The organism is Chitinimonas prasina (assembly GCF_030160395.1).
Classification (GTDB): Bacteria; Pseudomonadota; Gammaproteobacteria; order Burkholderiales; family Chitinimonadaceae; genus Chitinimonas; species Chitinimonas prasina.
This window is the reverse complement of record NZ_BSOG01000001.1, coordinates 1,549,925-1,563,981: the sequence shown is the minus strand read 5'-3', so window position 1 is coordinate 1,563,981 and position 14,057 is coordinate 1,549,925. Positions and strand designations below refer to the sequence as shown.

The 14,057-nt window shown below is 63.3% G+C and carries 14 protein-coding genes, 1 pseudogene and 1 riboswitch; of the genes and pseudogenes, 3 read left to right on the top strand and 12 right to left on the bottom strand.

Annotated elements, in window-relative coordinates:
• The first annotated feature begins 32 nt into the window (after positions 1-32).
• Positions 33-881, top strand: coding sequence for a sterol desaturase family protein (locus tag QQK16_RS07200; RefSeq protein WP_284195748.1), 849 nt, complete (start codon positions 33-35; stop codon positions 879-881).
• Positions 882-1,040: 159 nt separating this feature from the next.
• Here QQK16_RS07200 and QQK16_RS07195 read toward each other — a convergent pair whose 3' ends face one another.
• Together QQK16_RS07195 and QQK16_RS07190 are read right to left on the bottom strand one after the other, a co-directional pair.
• Positions 1,041-1,352, bottom strand: a complete 312-nt coding sequence (locus QQK16_RS07195; RefSeq protein ID WP_284195747.1) for a hypothetical protein — start codon at positions 1,350-1,352, stop codon at positions 1,041-1,043.
• Positions 1,353-1,412: 60 nt separating this feature from the next.
• On the bottom strand, positions 1,413-1,790 hold the full coding sequence (locus tag QQK16_RS07190) for a VOC family protein (protein WP_284195746.1): 378 nt from the start codon (positions 1,788-1,790) through the stop codon (positions 1,413-1,415).
• Between the two features lie 65 nt (positions 1,791-1,855).
• Positions 1,856-2,075, top strand: a riboswitch (cobalamin riboswitch).
• Positions 2,076-2,229: 154 nt separating this feature from the next.
• Between QQK16_RS07190 and QQK16_RS07185 the strand changes: the two genes are divergently transcribed.
• On the top strand, positions 2,230-4,182 hold the full coding sequence (locus QQK16_RS07185; RefSeq protein ID WP_284195745.1) for a TonB-dependent receptor: 1,953 nt from the start codon (positions 2,230-2,232) through the stop codon (positions 4,180-4,182).
• Between the two features lie 265 nt (positions 4,183-4,447).
• Here the strand turns inward: QQK16_RS07185 and QQK16_RS07180 are convergent, their stop codons facing one another.
• Both QQK16_RS07180 and QQK16_RS07175 read right to left on the bottom strand, forming a co-directional pair.
• Positions 4,448-5,386, bottom strand: a complete 939-nt coding sequence (locus QQK16_RS07180) for a lipase secretion chaperone (RefSeq protein WP_284195744.1) — start codon at positions 5,384-5,386, stop codon at positions 4,448-4,450.
• Between the two features lie 257 nt (positions 5,387-5,643).
• Positions 5,644-6,573: an esterase/lipase family protein gene (locus QQK16_RS07175; RefSeq protein WP_284195743.1), complete on the bottom strand. Its 930-nt coding sequence runs from the start codon at positions 6,571-6,573 to the stop codon at positions 5,644-5,646.
• A gap of 184 nt (positions 6,574-6,757) precedes the next feature.
• Between QQK16_RS07175 and QQK16_RS07170 the strand changes: the two genes are divergently transcribed.
• Positions 6,758-7,540 (top strand): substrate-binding periplasmic protein, encoded by a 783-nt coding sequence (locus tag QQK16_RS07170; protein ID WP_284195742.1) that lies wholly within the window; start codon positions 6,758-6,760, stop codon positions 7,538-7,540.
• Positions 7,541-8,238: 698 nt separating this feature from the next.
• Here QQK16_RS07170 and QQK16_RS07165 read toward each other — a convergent pair.
• From QQK16_RS07165 to QQK16_RS21300, 8 genes and pseudogenes are all read right to left on the bottom strand, one after another.
• Positions 8,239-9,036 (bottom strand): inositol monophosphatase family protein, encoded by a 798-nt coding sequence (locus QQK16_RS07165; protein ID WP_284195741.1) that lies wholly within the window; start codon positions 9,034-9,036, stop codon positions 8,239-8,241.
• Between the two features lie 95 nt (positions 9,037-9,131).
• Positions 9,132-9,677: a response regulator transcription factor gene (locus tag QQK16_RS07160; RefSeq protein WP_284195740.1), complete on the bottom strand. Its 546-nt coding sequence runs from the start codon at positions 9,675-9,677 to the stop codon at positions 9,132-9,134.
• The gene (locus tag QQK16_RS07155) at positions 9,674-10,888 is read right to left on the bottom strand and encodes an ATP-binding protein (RefSeq protein WP_284195739.1); all 1,215 of its coding nucleotides are present in this window, start codon (positions 10,886-10,888) and stop codon (positions 9,674-9,676) included. The genes QQK16_RS07160 and QQK16_RS07155 overlap by 4 nt, the downstream gene beginning before the upstream one ends.
• 57 nt (positions 10,889-10,945) lie before the next feature.
• Positions 10,946-11,647 carry a M48 family metallopeptidase gene (locus tag QQK16_RS07150; protein WP_284195738.1) on the bottom strand — a complete coding sequence of 234 codons (702 nt, stop codon included), beginning with the start codon at positions 11,645-11,647 and terminating at the stop codon, positions 10,946-10,948.
• Positions 11,628-12,395, bottom strand: coding sequence for a lysophospholipid acyltransferase family protein (locus QQK16_RS07145; RefSeq protein WP_284195737.1), 768 nt, complete (start codon positions 12,393-12,395; stop codon positions 11,628-11,630). Before QQK16_RS07145 ends, QQK16_RS07150 begins: the two co-directional genes overlap by 20 nt.
• A complete protein-coding gene (gene gmhB, locus QQK16_RS07140; protein WP_284195736.1) occupies positions 12,395-12,940 on the bottom strand; it encodes a D-glycero-beta-D-manno-heptose 1,7-bisphosphate 7-phosphatase in 546 nt (181 codons plus the stop codon). The genes QQK16_RS07145 and gmhB overlap by 1 nt, the downstream gene beginning before the upstream one ends.
• An 81-nt stretch (positions 12,941-13,021) precedes the next feature.
• Positions 13,022-13,630, bottom strand: coding sequence for a hypothetical protein (locus QQK16_RS07135; protein WP_284195735.1), 609 nt, complete (start codon positions 13,628-13,630; stop codon positions 13,022-13,024).
• Positions 13,631-13,658: 28 nt separating this feature from the next.
• Positions 13,659-14,036 (bottom strand): annotated as a pseudogene (locus tag QQK16_RS21300) (acyltransferase family protein); the annotation flags it as partial.
• Positions 14,037-14,057 lie beyond the last annotated feature (21 nt).

Sequence of the window (14,057 nt, the reverse complement as noted above, 5' to 3'; positions counted from 1 at the left end):
CTTAAGCTCATCACAGGCACCCAGGAAACACTATGGAACTCGGCTTTGACCCCGGATTGGTCCTGCTTGCTCTGGCACCCGTCTTTTTGGGCTGTGTCGCCTGGGAGGCCTGGTACTGGCACAAGCGCGGCATCGCCAAGTACACCATGGTCGATACCCTGTCCAACGCTGGCCTGGCCCTGCTGCATCAGGGCGCCGACCTGCTGGCCAACCTTTTATTTATCAAGACAGCCTACACCTGGGTGCATGCCCATGGCCTGCAACTACTACCCATTAGCTGGTGGAGCCTGCTGTTGGCCTTTCTGCTGCAGGATTTCCTCTACTACTTCTTTCACCGTGCCAGCCACAGGGTACGCTGGCTATGGGCCAGCCATGTGGCCCATCACTCCAGCGAGCGGCTCAATCTCTCCACCGCATTCCGCCAAAGCCTGACCTACCCGATATCAGGCATGTGGCTATTCTGGCTACCCATGGCATGGCTGGGCTATTCGCCCGACCTGGTCATCCTGGTGGTCGGACTCAACCTGGCCTACCAGTTCTTTGTCCACACCGAAGCCATAGGCCGGCTGGGCTGGCTGGAGCAGGTGTTCAACACCCCCTCCAACCACCGGGTGCACCATGCCCGCAACCCGCAGTACATAGACCGCAACTACGCTGGCGTGCTGGTCATCTGGGACCGGCTGTTCGGCAGCTATGTGCCGGAAGTCGAGGCACCGCGCTATGGCATCGTGCGGCAGATACAGAGCCACAATCCGCTGCGCCTGACCTTTCACGAATGGAGCGATATGTTCCGCGATGCCTGGCGCACCCGCGACCCTCGTCATTTCTGGAAACCGCCGGAGTGGGCGGAAAGCCAGGCCAAGCAGCAGCGCCGCAGCTAGATCGCCCGCTCAGCAGCGCATGGCCTAGCGCCGGGGATGGGGGAGGGTGCCACCCGGCTAGACGACCCATGCAGGTCATCGGGCAGGCAAAACTGCGCCAGCAATGAACACGGGTGCCGTTTGGGCGCCCGTGTTTAAACAACAAGCACTACCCGGCGCCTAGTCGTAGGGTTCCTCATCGGCCGCAGCCGGCATGCCGGCCTGGGCGCGCTCGCTGGGTACACCGTAGGCGGTCAGGATATAGTCGTACTGGCCGGCATCGAACTGCTGGGCCACATAGGGCTGCAAGGCCACCAGTTTGTCGGGGTTAAGGAAGTAAGACAGCACCATGTCGGGGTCGGGACGCTGCTGCTCGGCCGCAAACAACTGTAGCAACCAGATGGACGAAATGGTCTCCGCCACCGGCAACTGGCCGGTTAGCGCACCGTTCATTCCCTTTTCCCAGACTTCGATGGCACGTTTGATCTGCATGGTGTCCATTCTACGCGGCGAAGGCCGGTAGTTGTCCAGCCGCTGATGCAGGGCTGCCCGCTAGTGGGGCGAATGCAGGGCAACCCGGTTGCCCTCGCTGTCGAGAAAAACCGCCATATAGCCTATCTCCTCGCTGATCTGCCGCTTGGCGATCAGCACCTTGCCGCCGGCACCCTCTACCCTGGCCAGCACCACATTGAGGTCATCGCCGCCGTTCAGATAGACCAGCACCCCATCCTGCGAGGGCTTGTAGAAGCCGGGAACATGGATGATGGTGCCGCCCACCTTACCCTCGCCCCCTGGCAACACCCCCATGCGCACGCCCGCCATGGGCCATTCCGGCATGTCGTAGGCAAAGATGGCGCTGTAAAAGCGCTTGGCCCGGTCGAAATCAGCGGCCGGTATCTCGAACCAGTTGATGGCGTTGCCGTCGTGCATGGTGTGCCTCCTGCTTATGTAATTAGATTAATAGATTAGTTCGGCCATAGCCGATGCGCTGCGTATAATGCGCCACCTCGACAGGTGCTTTGCCAAGTCAAAGTGAAACGGGAAGCTGGTGGGATTGCCCTGCAATCGAACCCGGCGCTGCCCCCGCAACGGTAAGCCACAATGAAGTGCTTCTGGTGTCGCGCTCGCGCACATCCCGCCACTGCCTCCAGTCGAGGTGGGAAGGCGAAGCACAGAGTGGCCAGCCCGGAGACCGGCCTGTCGTGCCTGCTGGACGCGCTTGATGCTCAAGCCGCCACATGGATGGTGCGGAGGTCGCGGCGGGCGTCTCTCCCGCGACGCCGCCTGGCCCCCTGGCCTGCTGTACTCCGTCGCGCCTCCGCTTGAATTGATCGCCTGCGGTGGGCAGGCGCAGTGGAGCGACTCCCTGATGTACTCTCGTCTTACCTCTCTCTCGGCCGCCATGATGCTGGCCGGTCTGGCTACGTCTGCCTTTGCGACGGAACAAACCCAAACCCTGGTGGTAACCGCCACCCGCTTGCCCGCTGCGGCGGCCGACCAACCCGTGAACATCTCGGTCATCTCGCGCGAGGAAATCGAGCGCAGCGCGGCCAGCAATCTGATAGCGCTGCTTGAAGGCGTGGTCGGCATCACCGTGCGAAACAGCGATGGCACCGACAATGGCTCCATCGACCTGCGCGGCTTTGGCATCACCGCCGCCAGCAACACCCTGATCCTGCTCGATGGCATCAAGCTCAATGACAACGATCTGTCCTCGCCCAAATTGTCCGGCATGGCGCTGGACCGGCTGGAGCGCATCGAGATCGTCCGTGGCGGCGCCGTCGCCTGGGGCGGCGGCAGCACCGGTGGCGTCATCAACCTGATCACGCGCCAGGGGCCCGGTGGCAATGTCTCGCTCCGCGCAGGCAGCCACCAGTCACGGGAACTGTTTGCCGGCGCCGGCTTTGGCACCCAACTCAAGCTGCGGCTCGATGGCTACCATCAGGAAAGCGATGGCTTTCGCCGCAATAGCGCCCATAAGACCAACGCCGGCTCTGCCACACTGGGCTGGCAGGCGGGTGACACCCGGCTATCACTGGGCCTGGCCCGCGACGAACATGAAAACCGTTTCGCCGGCCCCCGTGCGGTCAATCCCGCCACCGGCAGCGATGAGTTTGTGACCGATCCCTGGGGCAGCAGCAATCTGGCCGACCATGGCGACATCGACAACACCCGCTACACCCTCCACGGCGAGGGCAAGCTGGGCCAGGCACGCTGGGTGGTGGATCTGAGCCGGCGCGAGAAGGATCAGGACAGCTACTTCGAGGATGCCTATGACGGTATCTCGCGGGCCCGCAACGAAATCCGCGAAAACCGCTTCTCGCCTCGTGCCGCCTATGATTTTGGTGCACTGGACCTGGCCGGCGGCGTGGACATCAGCCGCAGCCTGGCCAATGGCAGCAACAGCTATAGCAGCCCCTTCTACAACAGCAGCGGCACCTCGACCAGCGTGCAGAAGACCCGCGCTTTCTGGCTGGATGGCGGCTATGCCATGGCCGTCGGCACCCGCATCACGCTGGGTGCACGTACCGAGCGGGCCGAGCAGACCCTGCACAGCAGTGGCCAACTGACCTCGGATCGCAAGTCCTCACCGCTGGCATTGCAACTGGGCCTGCGCCATGTGCTCTCGCCCGAGCTGTCGCTGTATGCCCGCCTGGGCAAGAGCTATCGCCTGCCCAATGCCGATGAGCTGGCCTATAGCAGCGATCTGCGCACCCAGACCTCGCGCGACCTGGAGGCTGGGCTGGATGCCCGCCTGCCGCTGGGCAAGTTGCGTGTGTCGCTGTTCAATCTGCGCCTGAATGATGAGATCGCCTTCCAGCCGCATGTGAATGGCTTCGGCGCCAACATCAATCTGCAACCTACCCAGCGCCGTGGCCTGGAAGCCGACTGGTCCTACCAGGCCGGCAACCTCAGCCTGGGCGCCAACCTGGCCTGGCAGGATGCCGAGTTCCGCAGTGGTATCTACGCAGGCCACAATGTGGCTGGCAAGCAGGTGCCGTTGGTACCCAAGCTGCAGGGCAACCTGCTGGTCGGCTGGGCCTTCAGCGAAGCAACCCGCCTGAGCGCCAGCCTGCATGGCGTGGGCGATAGCCGGCTGGACAACGACCAGGACAACACCGGCGCCAAGCTGGCCGGCTACGGCACGGTCAACCTCAAGCTCAGCCATCAGTTGGGCGATCTACAACTGGCCCTGAGCGGCCAGAACCTGGCCGACAAGCGCTACGCCACCTACGGCATCAAGAGCACGACGGCCAGCAACTACAACCTCTATCCCATGCCGGGTCGCCGCTGGTTTGCCAGCGCGGCCTACCGTTTCTAAGAGCCTGTTATGGATTGAAACATTGATTGGAGATGTAAGGCTGTGCAGGCGCCAGGGAAACCCTGGCGCTAAGCGTCAAATCAGCCTGATGCAGCGTGCGTGCCAAACAGACTCCAAGCAAGCAACAAGGGCGACCCGAGGGTCGCCCTTCTGCATGGCGTGGCCTATCCACCGGCGTATCTGCACCCAAGCGGCCAGCTACATCGTGTGGACAAGTGCGGCTCAATCCTGCCTTCGGCAACCGAAGGGGGAGAACAGGGTAGCCCTAGTCCTCGTAGGCCCTCAGGCGCAATTGCTCGTCTGCACTAAAACGGGCGCTGCGCAACTGGCTGATGGCGCTGCTGCGCCCAGCCTCGTCCAACGCCATATCCGCTTTGATACGGGCCAACTCCACCAGATAGGCCTGTATCCGTTGCTGCCAGGCAGACTCCTCGCGATCCACCTCGGCCAGACGCTGGGCAGCCTGTTCGCCCACGCTGGCGGTACGTAACTGGTAAACCGCCGCATCATCGGCACCCTGCGCCCGCGCGCGGCTGACCTGCTCGGCCAACGTCAGGTGCTGCACCGGCACTTGCCGTTGGGCCAATATCTCGGGTGGCAGGCGCTGATCCAGCTCGGCCAACCGCTGCTGCTTCTGTAAGGGCTTGAGGCTGCTGTCCCGCAATATGGCCTGTCGGGCCAGGGCGTCATCGTCATAGGTATCCTGCCAGCCAAACAAGGCGGTCAGCTCGGCCGGGCTGAAATACTTGGCACGCAAGGCGCGTACCGCCTTGATACGCGCCTGGGCAGACTCCAGGCTGGCGCCGGCCAGTTCAGTCTGCTGCTCCAGCGCAACCAGCTCGCGCTTGAATGCCACATAGCGATGCAGCAAGCGCTTGGCCTCTGCGGCCGCCTTGGGCGGCAAGCGCTTGTCGAGCTCGGCCTCCAGCGTGGCCAGCACCTGCTCCAGTGTACGCTCGCCCACCGTGGCCAGGTGGTAGTCAAACAGCTCGATCAGGCTGGCATCCAACACCAACGCATCGGCTGCGGTCTGCAACTGGCCATCGCTGACTGTGCCCTGCAAGGAAGCCGGCATCTCGCCGGATGCCACCGGGGTCGCCGTCGGCAGGGTAGGTGCGTCTGTATTGGCGGCAAACAGGCCAGCGGCTAGCAGCAGCGCGGCGCTGGCAATAAAGTAAGGGGATTTCAAGGTATCGAGCTGCATGGTTAAAAGACCGGGCTAGTGTACTACCCACCCCCTCATGCAGGCAGGGCAAGAAGGAACCAAGCAGCCCACTCCCAAGTAAGGGCGTGAGCAGTTAAGTACCTGCTATGAAGGTAACGCGTTGAAAACGGCCGTTCAGCGTAGCCCCAGCGCAGCGGCAAGGGCGGACCAGCACAGCGGAGCGCCTGCAGGCTCGGGAAGGCGCCAGGCATACCCTGGCGCCTGTTCAGTCCGTCAGCACCCAGCCATGGCCAGGCTCACAGACCCGCATTCTTGAGCCGGTTGGCCTGCTGCCGATACAACGTGACCGGGTTGGTCTCGAACAGATGGACGATGCCGAAGAAGTGGTTGATCTCGTCGACATGGTTCATCTTGTAGTTGTCGCGCAGCACCTGGCCCAGGCGACTGGAGCAAGTACCCACCAGGCCATCGTTGGGGCTGCCATAGGCCAGCCCGGTCAAGGCCAATGCGCCATCGGACACATCAAAGATATTGGTCACCGTGCTGGCGCCGCTCCAGGAGTAGTAGCGCACACCATTGACCACATAGGCGCCTTCGCCACAGGCTGTGGTGGGCACACCAGCCGGGAAGCGGGCATTGAAGTCGGCTGTCTTGGCCGTGGTTAGCGATTCCATGGCAGCGATCGGGTCCTGCGGCAGGTGGCTGCCGCCCGATACCACCGAGATCAGGCCCGCCAGGCCCTTGGCGGCAGAAGCCGCCAGGCTCTCCGACACCGAGCCCGGAGGAACGGCGCCACGGACGATATCGGCAATACGCGACCCCTTGTTGACACCACCGACCGACGTTACCGACGCCACCAGCTGCGGTGCCACGCCAGCCACATAGCGTATGGTCGGGCCGCCGTGGCTATGGCCTATCAGGTTCACCTTGCGGGCACCTGTGATGGCCAGCACCTGCTTGACCTGGCTGAGCAGCTGCTCACCACGCTTCTCGGTGCTGTTAGTGGCCGATACCTGGGCCACAAACACCTTGGCACCGTCCTTTTGCAGCTCGGCCGGGATGCGGTAGAAGTAATCCACCCCCAGCGCCTGGTCAAAACCGAACAGGCCATGCACCAGCATAATGGGGTATTGCGTCTGGGTATAGCCGCTGGAAGCGGCCAAGGCGGGAGCAGCCGGGGCGGCAAGCAGCCCCAACGCCACCAACCATGCAGCGTAGCGTGTCATCGATGTTGTCTCCGTATGTTGTTGATCCGCCTATTTGTTTTGGCGGTACGGACAACTTAGCCAAGCGCAGAATGAAAATCTAGAGCAATCGCTCGATAGGTGGAAATACGTGGCAAAAATGTACCATCATGTAAGTACCAAGCAGCCGCTGGCGACACCTGGGGCAGACATAATGAAACGCATCATGCCGTGGTCCGTATGGTGGTTGGTGCTGACCCTGCTGGCAGGCCCGTCCCAGGCGTCCGCCCCTTGTGCCCGTCCCATACAGGTGGCCTATTACGACCTGGGCATACTCTACGATCCGGCCACCGGACAGGGGCTGGATCGCGATGTGGTGGATACCCTGGCCCAGCGCACCGGCTGTCGGTTCATGCCGCGCTTCGAATCACGGGTACGTATCTGGACCATGCTGGCCGCCGGCACGCTGGACATGAGCGTCTCGGGCATACCGACGCCGGAGCGGCGCCAGTTTGCCGAGTTCGTGCCGTACTTCTGGGTACGCAATGAGCTGGTCACCACCCGGCGGCTGGCACAGATCAAGCCCGAGGAATTCCTTGCCAACCCCGACCTGCGGCTGGGCGTGGTCAAGAGCTACAAGCATGGCGAGGCGTGGGAACCCTTTATCGAACAACTACGGCAACGTGGGCGGGTAGATGAGCTGGCGGATACCGGCAGCCTGTTCGATCAGCTGGAAGCCAACCGTATTGCCGCGTTCCCAGCCCTATCGCTGGTCACCCTGGGCATGGCCAAGCGCTATCCCACCCGCCAGCCCATGGTGCGGCTGCCTTGGTTTGGCGAGCAGGCCAAGGTGGAACACGGACTGATACTGTCACGCAGCAAACTGGATCCGGCCACCTACAAGCTGTTCCAGCAAACCATCAACGAGATGCGCAGGGACGGCACGCTCAAGGCCATCTTCAGCCGCTACATGGGCAACGCAGATGCCGAGGCCATGTTGCAGCAGTAGAGCCTGTTATGGACTCAGGTCGTGGATGAGTGATGACGTGAGGAGCAGGCGCCAGGGCAACCCTGGCGCTGGACGTCAGCGCTGCCTGAACCAACGGGCTCTACCCTTGATTGAATCCACACTCCCCGCCCGCGCCGCCGCGCGGGAGCCTCGCTGACGCTCGTTATCATTCTGAATGAGCTGCAGCGCCTGCTATGGACTCCAGTCTGGGATGGGTGATGACGTGAGGAGCAGGCGCCAGGGCAACCCTGGCGCTGGACGTCAGCGCTGCCTGAACCAACGGGCTCTACCCTTGATTGAATCCACACCCCCCGCCCGCGCCGCCGCGCGGGAGCCTCGCTGACGCTCGTTGTCGAGCCTTTCATGGGCCAAACATTCTGAATGAGCTGCAGCGCCTGCTATGGACTCCAGTCTGGGATGGGTGATGACGGGTTGAGCAGGCGCCAGGGCAACCCTGGCGCTGGACGTCAGCGCTGCCTGAACCAACGGGCTCTACCCTTGATTGAATCCACACCCCCCGCCCGCGCCGCCGCGCGGGAGCCTCGCTGACGCTCGTTGTCGAGCCTTTCATGGGCCAAAGATATCGATGGGTGTGATGCCTGAGCAGGCACCAGGGGAACACTGGCGCTGGGGCGTCCATTCAGCCTGAACCAGCAGGCTCTCCCTTGATGGAGTCCACGCTGCCTGAGGACGAAAGCCTACAGATTGTACTTGACCCATTTCATCCACTGGGCAAACAGGCCCGGATTCAGTGCGGCCACAACCGAGCGCTGCCAGACATCGTCGTCCCAGTAGTCGTCGTGATACAGGCTGGTCATCTGCCCTCCGGCCTCGGTCAGCATCAAGCAGCCTGCGGCGTAATCCCACAGGCGCTGGCCGCCATGCACATAGACATCGAGGCGGCCTGCTGCGATATAGCACCAGTCCAGCGTAGAGGCGCCGAAGTTGCGCTGGCTGCCATAAGGCGGCAGGGTGGCCAGCCGTTGCGGCAGCTTGCCGCTGAGCCACTTTACCTCGACCCCGGCAATGGCCTCGGTCATCAGCGGGGTATGTTGTTTCAGCGGCAGGCGCTGGCCGTTCAGGTACGACCCCTTGCCCAGCTCCGCCGTGAACATCTCATCGGCCACCGGGTTGTAGATCACCCCAAGCACGGTACGGCCCCCCTGCATCAGGGCCACCGAGATGGCAAAGTAGGGCAGACCGTGGAAGAAATTGGTGGTGCCGTCTATGGGATCTATCACCCAAAGCTGATCGTTGGCCTCCCACAAGGCCTCCTGCTCGGCCACGCTCATCTCCTCACCCAATACCGGGCAGGCAACGATGCGGGGCAGTGTAGCCTCCAGCGCCCTTTGGGTGGCGATATCCGCCTCGGTAAACAGCGTACCGTCATCCTTGCGCGTGCCCTGGCCCAGGCGCAGAAAGCGCGGCATGACCTCGCTGGCCGCCGCATGGCGGACAGCGGTCATCACCTGGTCGAGCACAGAGTATTCGGGCATGGCTAATCACGGTGGGTTGGACACAGCGGGCTATTCTAACGGAGGCTGCGGCCGCTGGTGTGGGTGTCTACCCTAATCATGCGGCAACTGGCCGATCAGCCTTGCCGCACGGGGGGATTGGGGCTGGGCCGTTTGCCCAGTTTGCGTTGCAAAGTGCGCCTGTGCATGTTCAGCACCCGGGCGGTGGCACTGATATTGCCCCCCTGCTCGGCCAACACCTTTTGGATATGCTCCCATTCCAGCCTGTCCATGCTCAGCGGCTGCGCCCCCACCTCGGCCTCGCTATCTCCCTGCAGCCGATCAAACGCGCTGATGATCTCGTCCACCGTGGCCGGCTTGGCCAGGTAATGCACGGCCCCCAGCTTGATGGCCTCGATGGCAGTGGCAATGCTGGCATAGCCGGTCAACATCACGATACGGCAGTCGGGCGCCAGTGCCAGCAGGGCGGGTACCAGCCGCAGGCCGCTGTCTTCGCCCAGCTTGAGATCCACCAGCGCCTGCCGGGGTGCCCGCTGCTGCGCCAGCGCCAACGCCGTGGTCGCATCATGGGCCTGGCGGCAGGCCCAGCCACGACGGCTGAAGGCCCTGGCCAGCACACCGGCCAGGGCTGCATCATCGTCCACGATCAGGATGTCGCTCATCGCCCCTCCAGCGGAAACACCACCCGTACGCAGGTGCCCCCTTGCGGCCTGGCCAGCCAGTCCAGCCTGGCGCCCACCCGCTCCAGTGCCGATATGGCCAGCGCCAGGCCCATGCCCAAGCCGGCGACCGTATCGCCGACCGGCTTGCCGTCAAAACCTGGTCCAGCATCGGCAATATCCAGCTGCACACCATGGGCCGACCAGTCCAACATCACGCCCTGCCAGTCCGGGCTGGCATCGGCAGCATTGTCCAGCAGGTTGAGCAGCGCCTGCCTGAGGGCGAAATCCAGCATCAGCCTGGGTGGCTCGCCTAGCCCCAGCAACTGGTAGTCCAGCCTGGCCTTCGGCCTGACCACCTGCCAGTCCTCCAGCAACATCGCCACAGCGCTATCAGCCGGCTGGGGTGCACTGGCATCGGCCTCTGCCCGCAGCCGCTGCAGCTCGCTGCGGCAGGCCTGCAGCTGGCGCTGCATCAGACGCAGATCATCGGCCAGCTGCCCCTGGCCGGCCTGTTCTGCCAGCAATTCATCGGTCAGTAACGTCAGGGTGGCCAGCGGGGTTCCCAGCCTATGCGCTGCGCCCGCGGCCTGTATGGCCAGGCCCAGCACCTGTTGCTGGCGCAAGGCCGCCTCGCGGGCTGCGGCCAGTGCTTGCTCGTTGGCACGCAGCTGCTGCCCTATGCGGGCTACCAACCCGGCCACGATCAGGGCTGCGGCCACAAAAGCCACCCACATGCCGGTGGTGTGCAGGAAGAAGGCCTGCGCCAGATCGGATTCATTCAAGGGCAAGGGTTGGTACCACAGCAGCAGCAGGCTGTAGCAGGCGATGGTCAGCGCCGTCAGCGGCCATACCAGCCGGCCAGGCAGGCTGGCGGCGGCAATGGTGAGCGGCAGCAGAAACCAGGCAGTGAAAGGGTTGGTGGCTCCGCCTAAAAAGAACAGCCATAGGCTGTGGCCACAGATATCCATGGCCAGCTGCCGGCCTATCTCACCCTCGCTGACCGCCACGCCGCCCTGCGCCAGGCGCAGGCGCCACAGGCTGAAGCCGTTATAGGCCAGCAGCAGCAGACAGATGAAGCCCAGCGACAGCAAGGGCAGTTGCCAGCGGAACAGCAACACAGCCAGCAGCATGGCGCTGGCGTAGGCGCAGAGGGTCAGGCCTCGCAGCAGGACGATGCGGCGCAGGATGGCTAGCAGGGCGGTATGGGGCATGGCGGGATTCTAAAACGTACAGCCCAAGCCCTCGCAGGCTGCGGCAAAACGCCGCTGTTACCAGGCAAAGTAGCGGGCACCCTCGCGCTTGAGCCAATCGCGCTTGTGCTTCCAGTCCGGGCAGGCGGTCGCCACCAGCGCCCAGAAGCGGTGGGAGTGGTTCAGCTCTACCAAGTGGCACAGCTCATGTATCACCACATAGTCGATCACCGGCAAGGGCGCCTGCATCAGGCGCCAGTTCAGCCTGATGGTGCCTTGCGAGGTACAACTGCCCCAGCGGGTGCCAGCGCTGGACAGCTTGAACTCGCCATATCGGAGTCCCAAGCGTGCCGCCCAGCTATCAAGCCGCTCGGCCAGGAATACCCGCGCCTCGCGCCGCATCAGCTTCTGCAACGCCAGCGGGATGTCGGCCGTGGTCTCAGCCACCAGTTGCAGCGCATCAGCCGTGACGGCGGCGCGTTTATGTCCCAGGCTCAAACTGCGCGGTTCACCCAGCCACTCCAGCGGGCTACCGGCCTGCAAAGGGGTAGCCGCTGGCCGCTCGGCCAGTGCATCAAGCTTGCCCAGTATCCAGCCAGCCTTCTGGCGCAGGATGGCATCCAGCTCTTGCAGGGGAAAACGCTGCGGCAGGATGACCCGCAAGCCCTCCTGCCGGATCTGCAAGCCCACGCTGCGGCGGGCGGAGCGCTCCAGCCACACCGGCACATCCCGCCCCTGCAGGGCGTAGATATGGCGGGTTTCAGGCAGTGATCGTGCCATGGACATCCTGCGGCTGCTTATTGGCCGGCCAGCAGGGGCCCACGCCGCTGATGCGCACCATCTCGGTCTCGATCCAGCTCTCCACCTCACGCCTGACCTCGTCCGCACTTTTGCCCACGGTGGGGATGGGCGGGCCGATGGACACGGTGGTCTCGCCCGGATACTTGAGAAAGCTGTTGCGCGGCCAGAATTCGCCGGAATTAACCGCCACCGGCACCACCGGTGCACCCAGGGCACAGGCCAGGCGGGCGCCGCCCTGCTTGTAGCGCCCCCGCTTGCCGGCAGCTATGCGGCTGCCTTCTGGGAAGATGACTATCCAGGCGCCATCCTTAAGCCGCTGGGTGCCCTGCTCGATCAACTGGCGGCTGGCCACGCCACTATTGGCGCGGTCTATGGCAATGGGCCGCAAGCTCCACAGGCCCCAGCCAAAAAAAGGTATCCACAGCAGTTCCCGCTTGACCACCCAGGCGGTCAGGGGCACGAGGCGCTGCAGGAACATGGTTTCGAATGCCGACTGGTGCTTGCTCATCACCACCGCCGCTTCGCGCGGCAGGTTCTCGCGGCCTATCACCCGGCCACGCAGGCCGCAGGTCAGTTCCAGCCACTTCACGGCGAACCAGCACCAATAGCTGATGACACCGTAGCGCACCTTGTAGGGCAGGGGCAGGACCAGCATGCAACCAATGGCGCAGAGCACGGTGTTCAGCGCCCAGCCCGTCATGAACAGCGAAGAACGCAACCACACCATCAGTCTTCTTCCTTGCCTATCAGGTAGAGCGCCGCATCCATCAGGTCGTAGCAGACACGGGTATGTTCGGGCAGGCCACCAGCAGCCAGGGTACGTTCACCCTTGCCAGTACGCACCAGTATGGGTTCGGCCCCAACAGCCTCGGCTGCTTCCAGATCACGCAGGCTGTCGCCTATCACCGGGGTATCTTCCAACCGCACATCAAAGCGCTGGGCAATATCACGATACATGCCTGGCTTGGGCTTGCGGCATTCGCATTGCATGTCGGCAGTGTGGGGGCAGAAGAAAATGGCATCAACCCGCCCACCCACGCTGGCCAGCAGGCGATGCAGCTTGCCATGCATGGCATTGAGCTCGGCTGCACCGAAAAAACCCCGGCCTATGCCGCTCTGGTTTGAGGCGATCACCACCCGCCAGCCGGCATGGTTCAGCAGGGCAATCGCTTCCAGGCTGCCATCGATGGGCACCCACTCCGCTGCCGACTTCACGAAATCATCGCGGTCATGGTTGATTACGCCATCCCGGTCCAGTATCACCAGCTTCATGGTATCAGCACGCTTTCATTCCAGATGACGACTAGCCTATCGTTCAGACCCAGGTATGTCCTGCACTATACGCCCAAGCGTTTATTTCCCCGGGCTCAGGGTTGGTTTCCCAGCCAGCCAGCCACGTTTCAACCAACCCTGCCAGTGCTGGTTCTTGAAGCGCTGGGCCGGCTTCTCCACCAGGTTCCAGGACAGGCAGGCCAGCACCAGGGTGCCTATCAGGGGCAGCCAGACCAGGTTGACCACGCTCAGCCCACCCTGTGGTGCCAGCCACCAGGCAGCCAGCTGCTGCATGGGGAAGGCATACAGGTAGACACCGTAGGAGTAGTCCTGCCGGTCAAACCAGCCCGGTAGCGGCACCGGTGCGCAATAGGCCAGCCACAGCACGCCATAGGTCAGGGCGAAGTAGTAGCACACCATGGGCAGCACCTGGCGGAACACCAGATAGAACACCAGCAGGGTCAGCAAGGCCAGCAGGCCCTTCATGCGTATCTGCTCGGCATTGACCTGGAAAAACGCGCCCAGCAAAAAGGACAGCAACAAGCCCGGCAGCTGTGCATCTGCGCTGGGGTTGCCCGCCGCAAACAGGACAATGACAGCCGCGAACCCCAGATTGAAGGCAACCCGGTTGCCCAGCACACCCAGCCAGCCAGCCCAGGCTGGCGCACGCCAGGTAGAAGGTACATTCATACGGCAGCGTCCAGAGCGAGCCATTGATCGCACGGGGGGCCGGGTTGCCCGCGAAGGCATCATGCAGGCTGTATTGCACGCCACCCAACAAGGAGGCGTTGTGGCTGACAAAGCGGACAAAATCGATCGAGGCAAAATAGGCGCTGGCGTCCAGGCCCGAACTGATGAAGGCAATGGCCGGCGCCACCAGGGCGGCCACCATCAGGCCGGGGAAGAGGCGCAGCCCCCGCCGCCAGAGAAAGCCTCCCAGTTTCGGGTTGCGCAGATAACTGCCACAGACCAGAAAGCCGCTGACCGCAAAAAACACGTTCACGGCAACGGTGCCGAACGACAGGCCCACGGTGACCGACAGGTATTCCGCCGGATTGCCCGACAGTGGCCAGGCATGCGACAACAGCACCAGCATGGCCGCCAACAGCCGCAGCAA

Coding starts and splice junctions, on each gene's coding strand:
- QQK16_RS07165 (WP_284195741.1), bottom strand. CDS start 9,036: ATGCCCGAATACTCTGTGCTCGACCAGGTGATGACCGCTGTCCGCCAT.
- QQK16_RS07135 (WP_284195735.1), bottom strand. CDS start 13,630: ATGAATGTACCTTCTACCTGGCGTGCGCCAGCCTGGGCTGGCTGGCTG.
- QQK16_RS07175 (WP_284195743.1), bottom strand. CDS start 6,573: ATGACACGCTACGCTGCATGGTTGGTGGCGTTGGGGCTGCTTGCCGCC.
- QQK16_RS07185 (WP_284195745.1), top strand. CDS start 2,230: ATGTACTCTCGTCTTACCTCTCTCTCGGCCGCCATGATGCTGGCCGGT.
- QQK16_RS07180 (WP_284195744.1), bottom strand. CDS start 5,386: ATGCAGCTCGATACCTTGAAATCCCCTTACTTTATTGCCAGCGCCGCG.
- QQK16_RS07200 (WP_284195748.1), top strand. CDS start 33: ATGGAACTCGGCTTTGACCCCGGATTGGTCCTGCTTGCTCTGGCACCC.
- QQK16_RS07195 (WP_284195747.1), bottom strand. CDS start 1,352: ATGCAGATCAAACGTGCCATCGAAGTCTGGGAAAAGGGAATGAACGGT.
- QQK16_RS07145 (WP_284195737.1), bottom strand. CDS start 12,395: ATGGTGTGGTTGCGTTCTTCGCTGTTCATGACGGGCTGGGCGCTGAAC.
- QQK16_RS07150 (WP_284195738.1), bottom strand. CDS start 11,647: ATGGCACGATCACTGCCTGAAACCCGCCATATCTACGCCCTGCAGGGG.
- QQK16_RS07190 (WP_284195746.1), bottom strand. CDS start 1,790: ATGCACGACGGCAACGCCATCAACTGGTTCGAGATACCGGCCGCTGAT.
- QQK16_RS07170 (WP_284195742.1), top strand. CDS start 6,758: ATGCCGTGGTCCGTATGGTGGTTGGTGCTGACCCTGCTGGCAGGCCCG.
- gmhB (WP_284195736.1), bottom strand. CDS start 12,940: ATGAAGCTGGTGATACTGGACCGGGATGGCGTAATCAACCATGACCGC.
- QQK16_RS07160 (WP_284195740.1), bottom strand. CDS start 9,677: ATGAGCGACATCCTGATCGTGGACGATGATGCAGCCCTGGCCGGTGTG.
- QQK16_RS07155 (WP_284195739.1), bottom strand. CDS start 10,888: ATGCCCCATACCGCCCTGCTAGCCATCCTGCGCCGCATCGTCCTGCTG.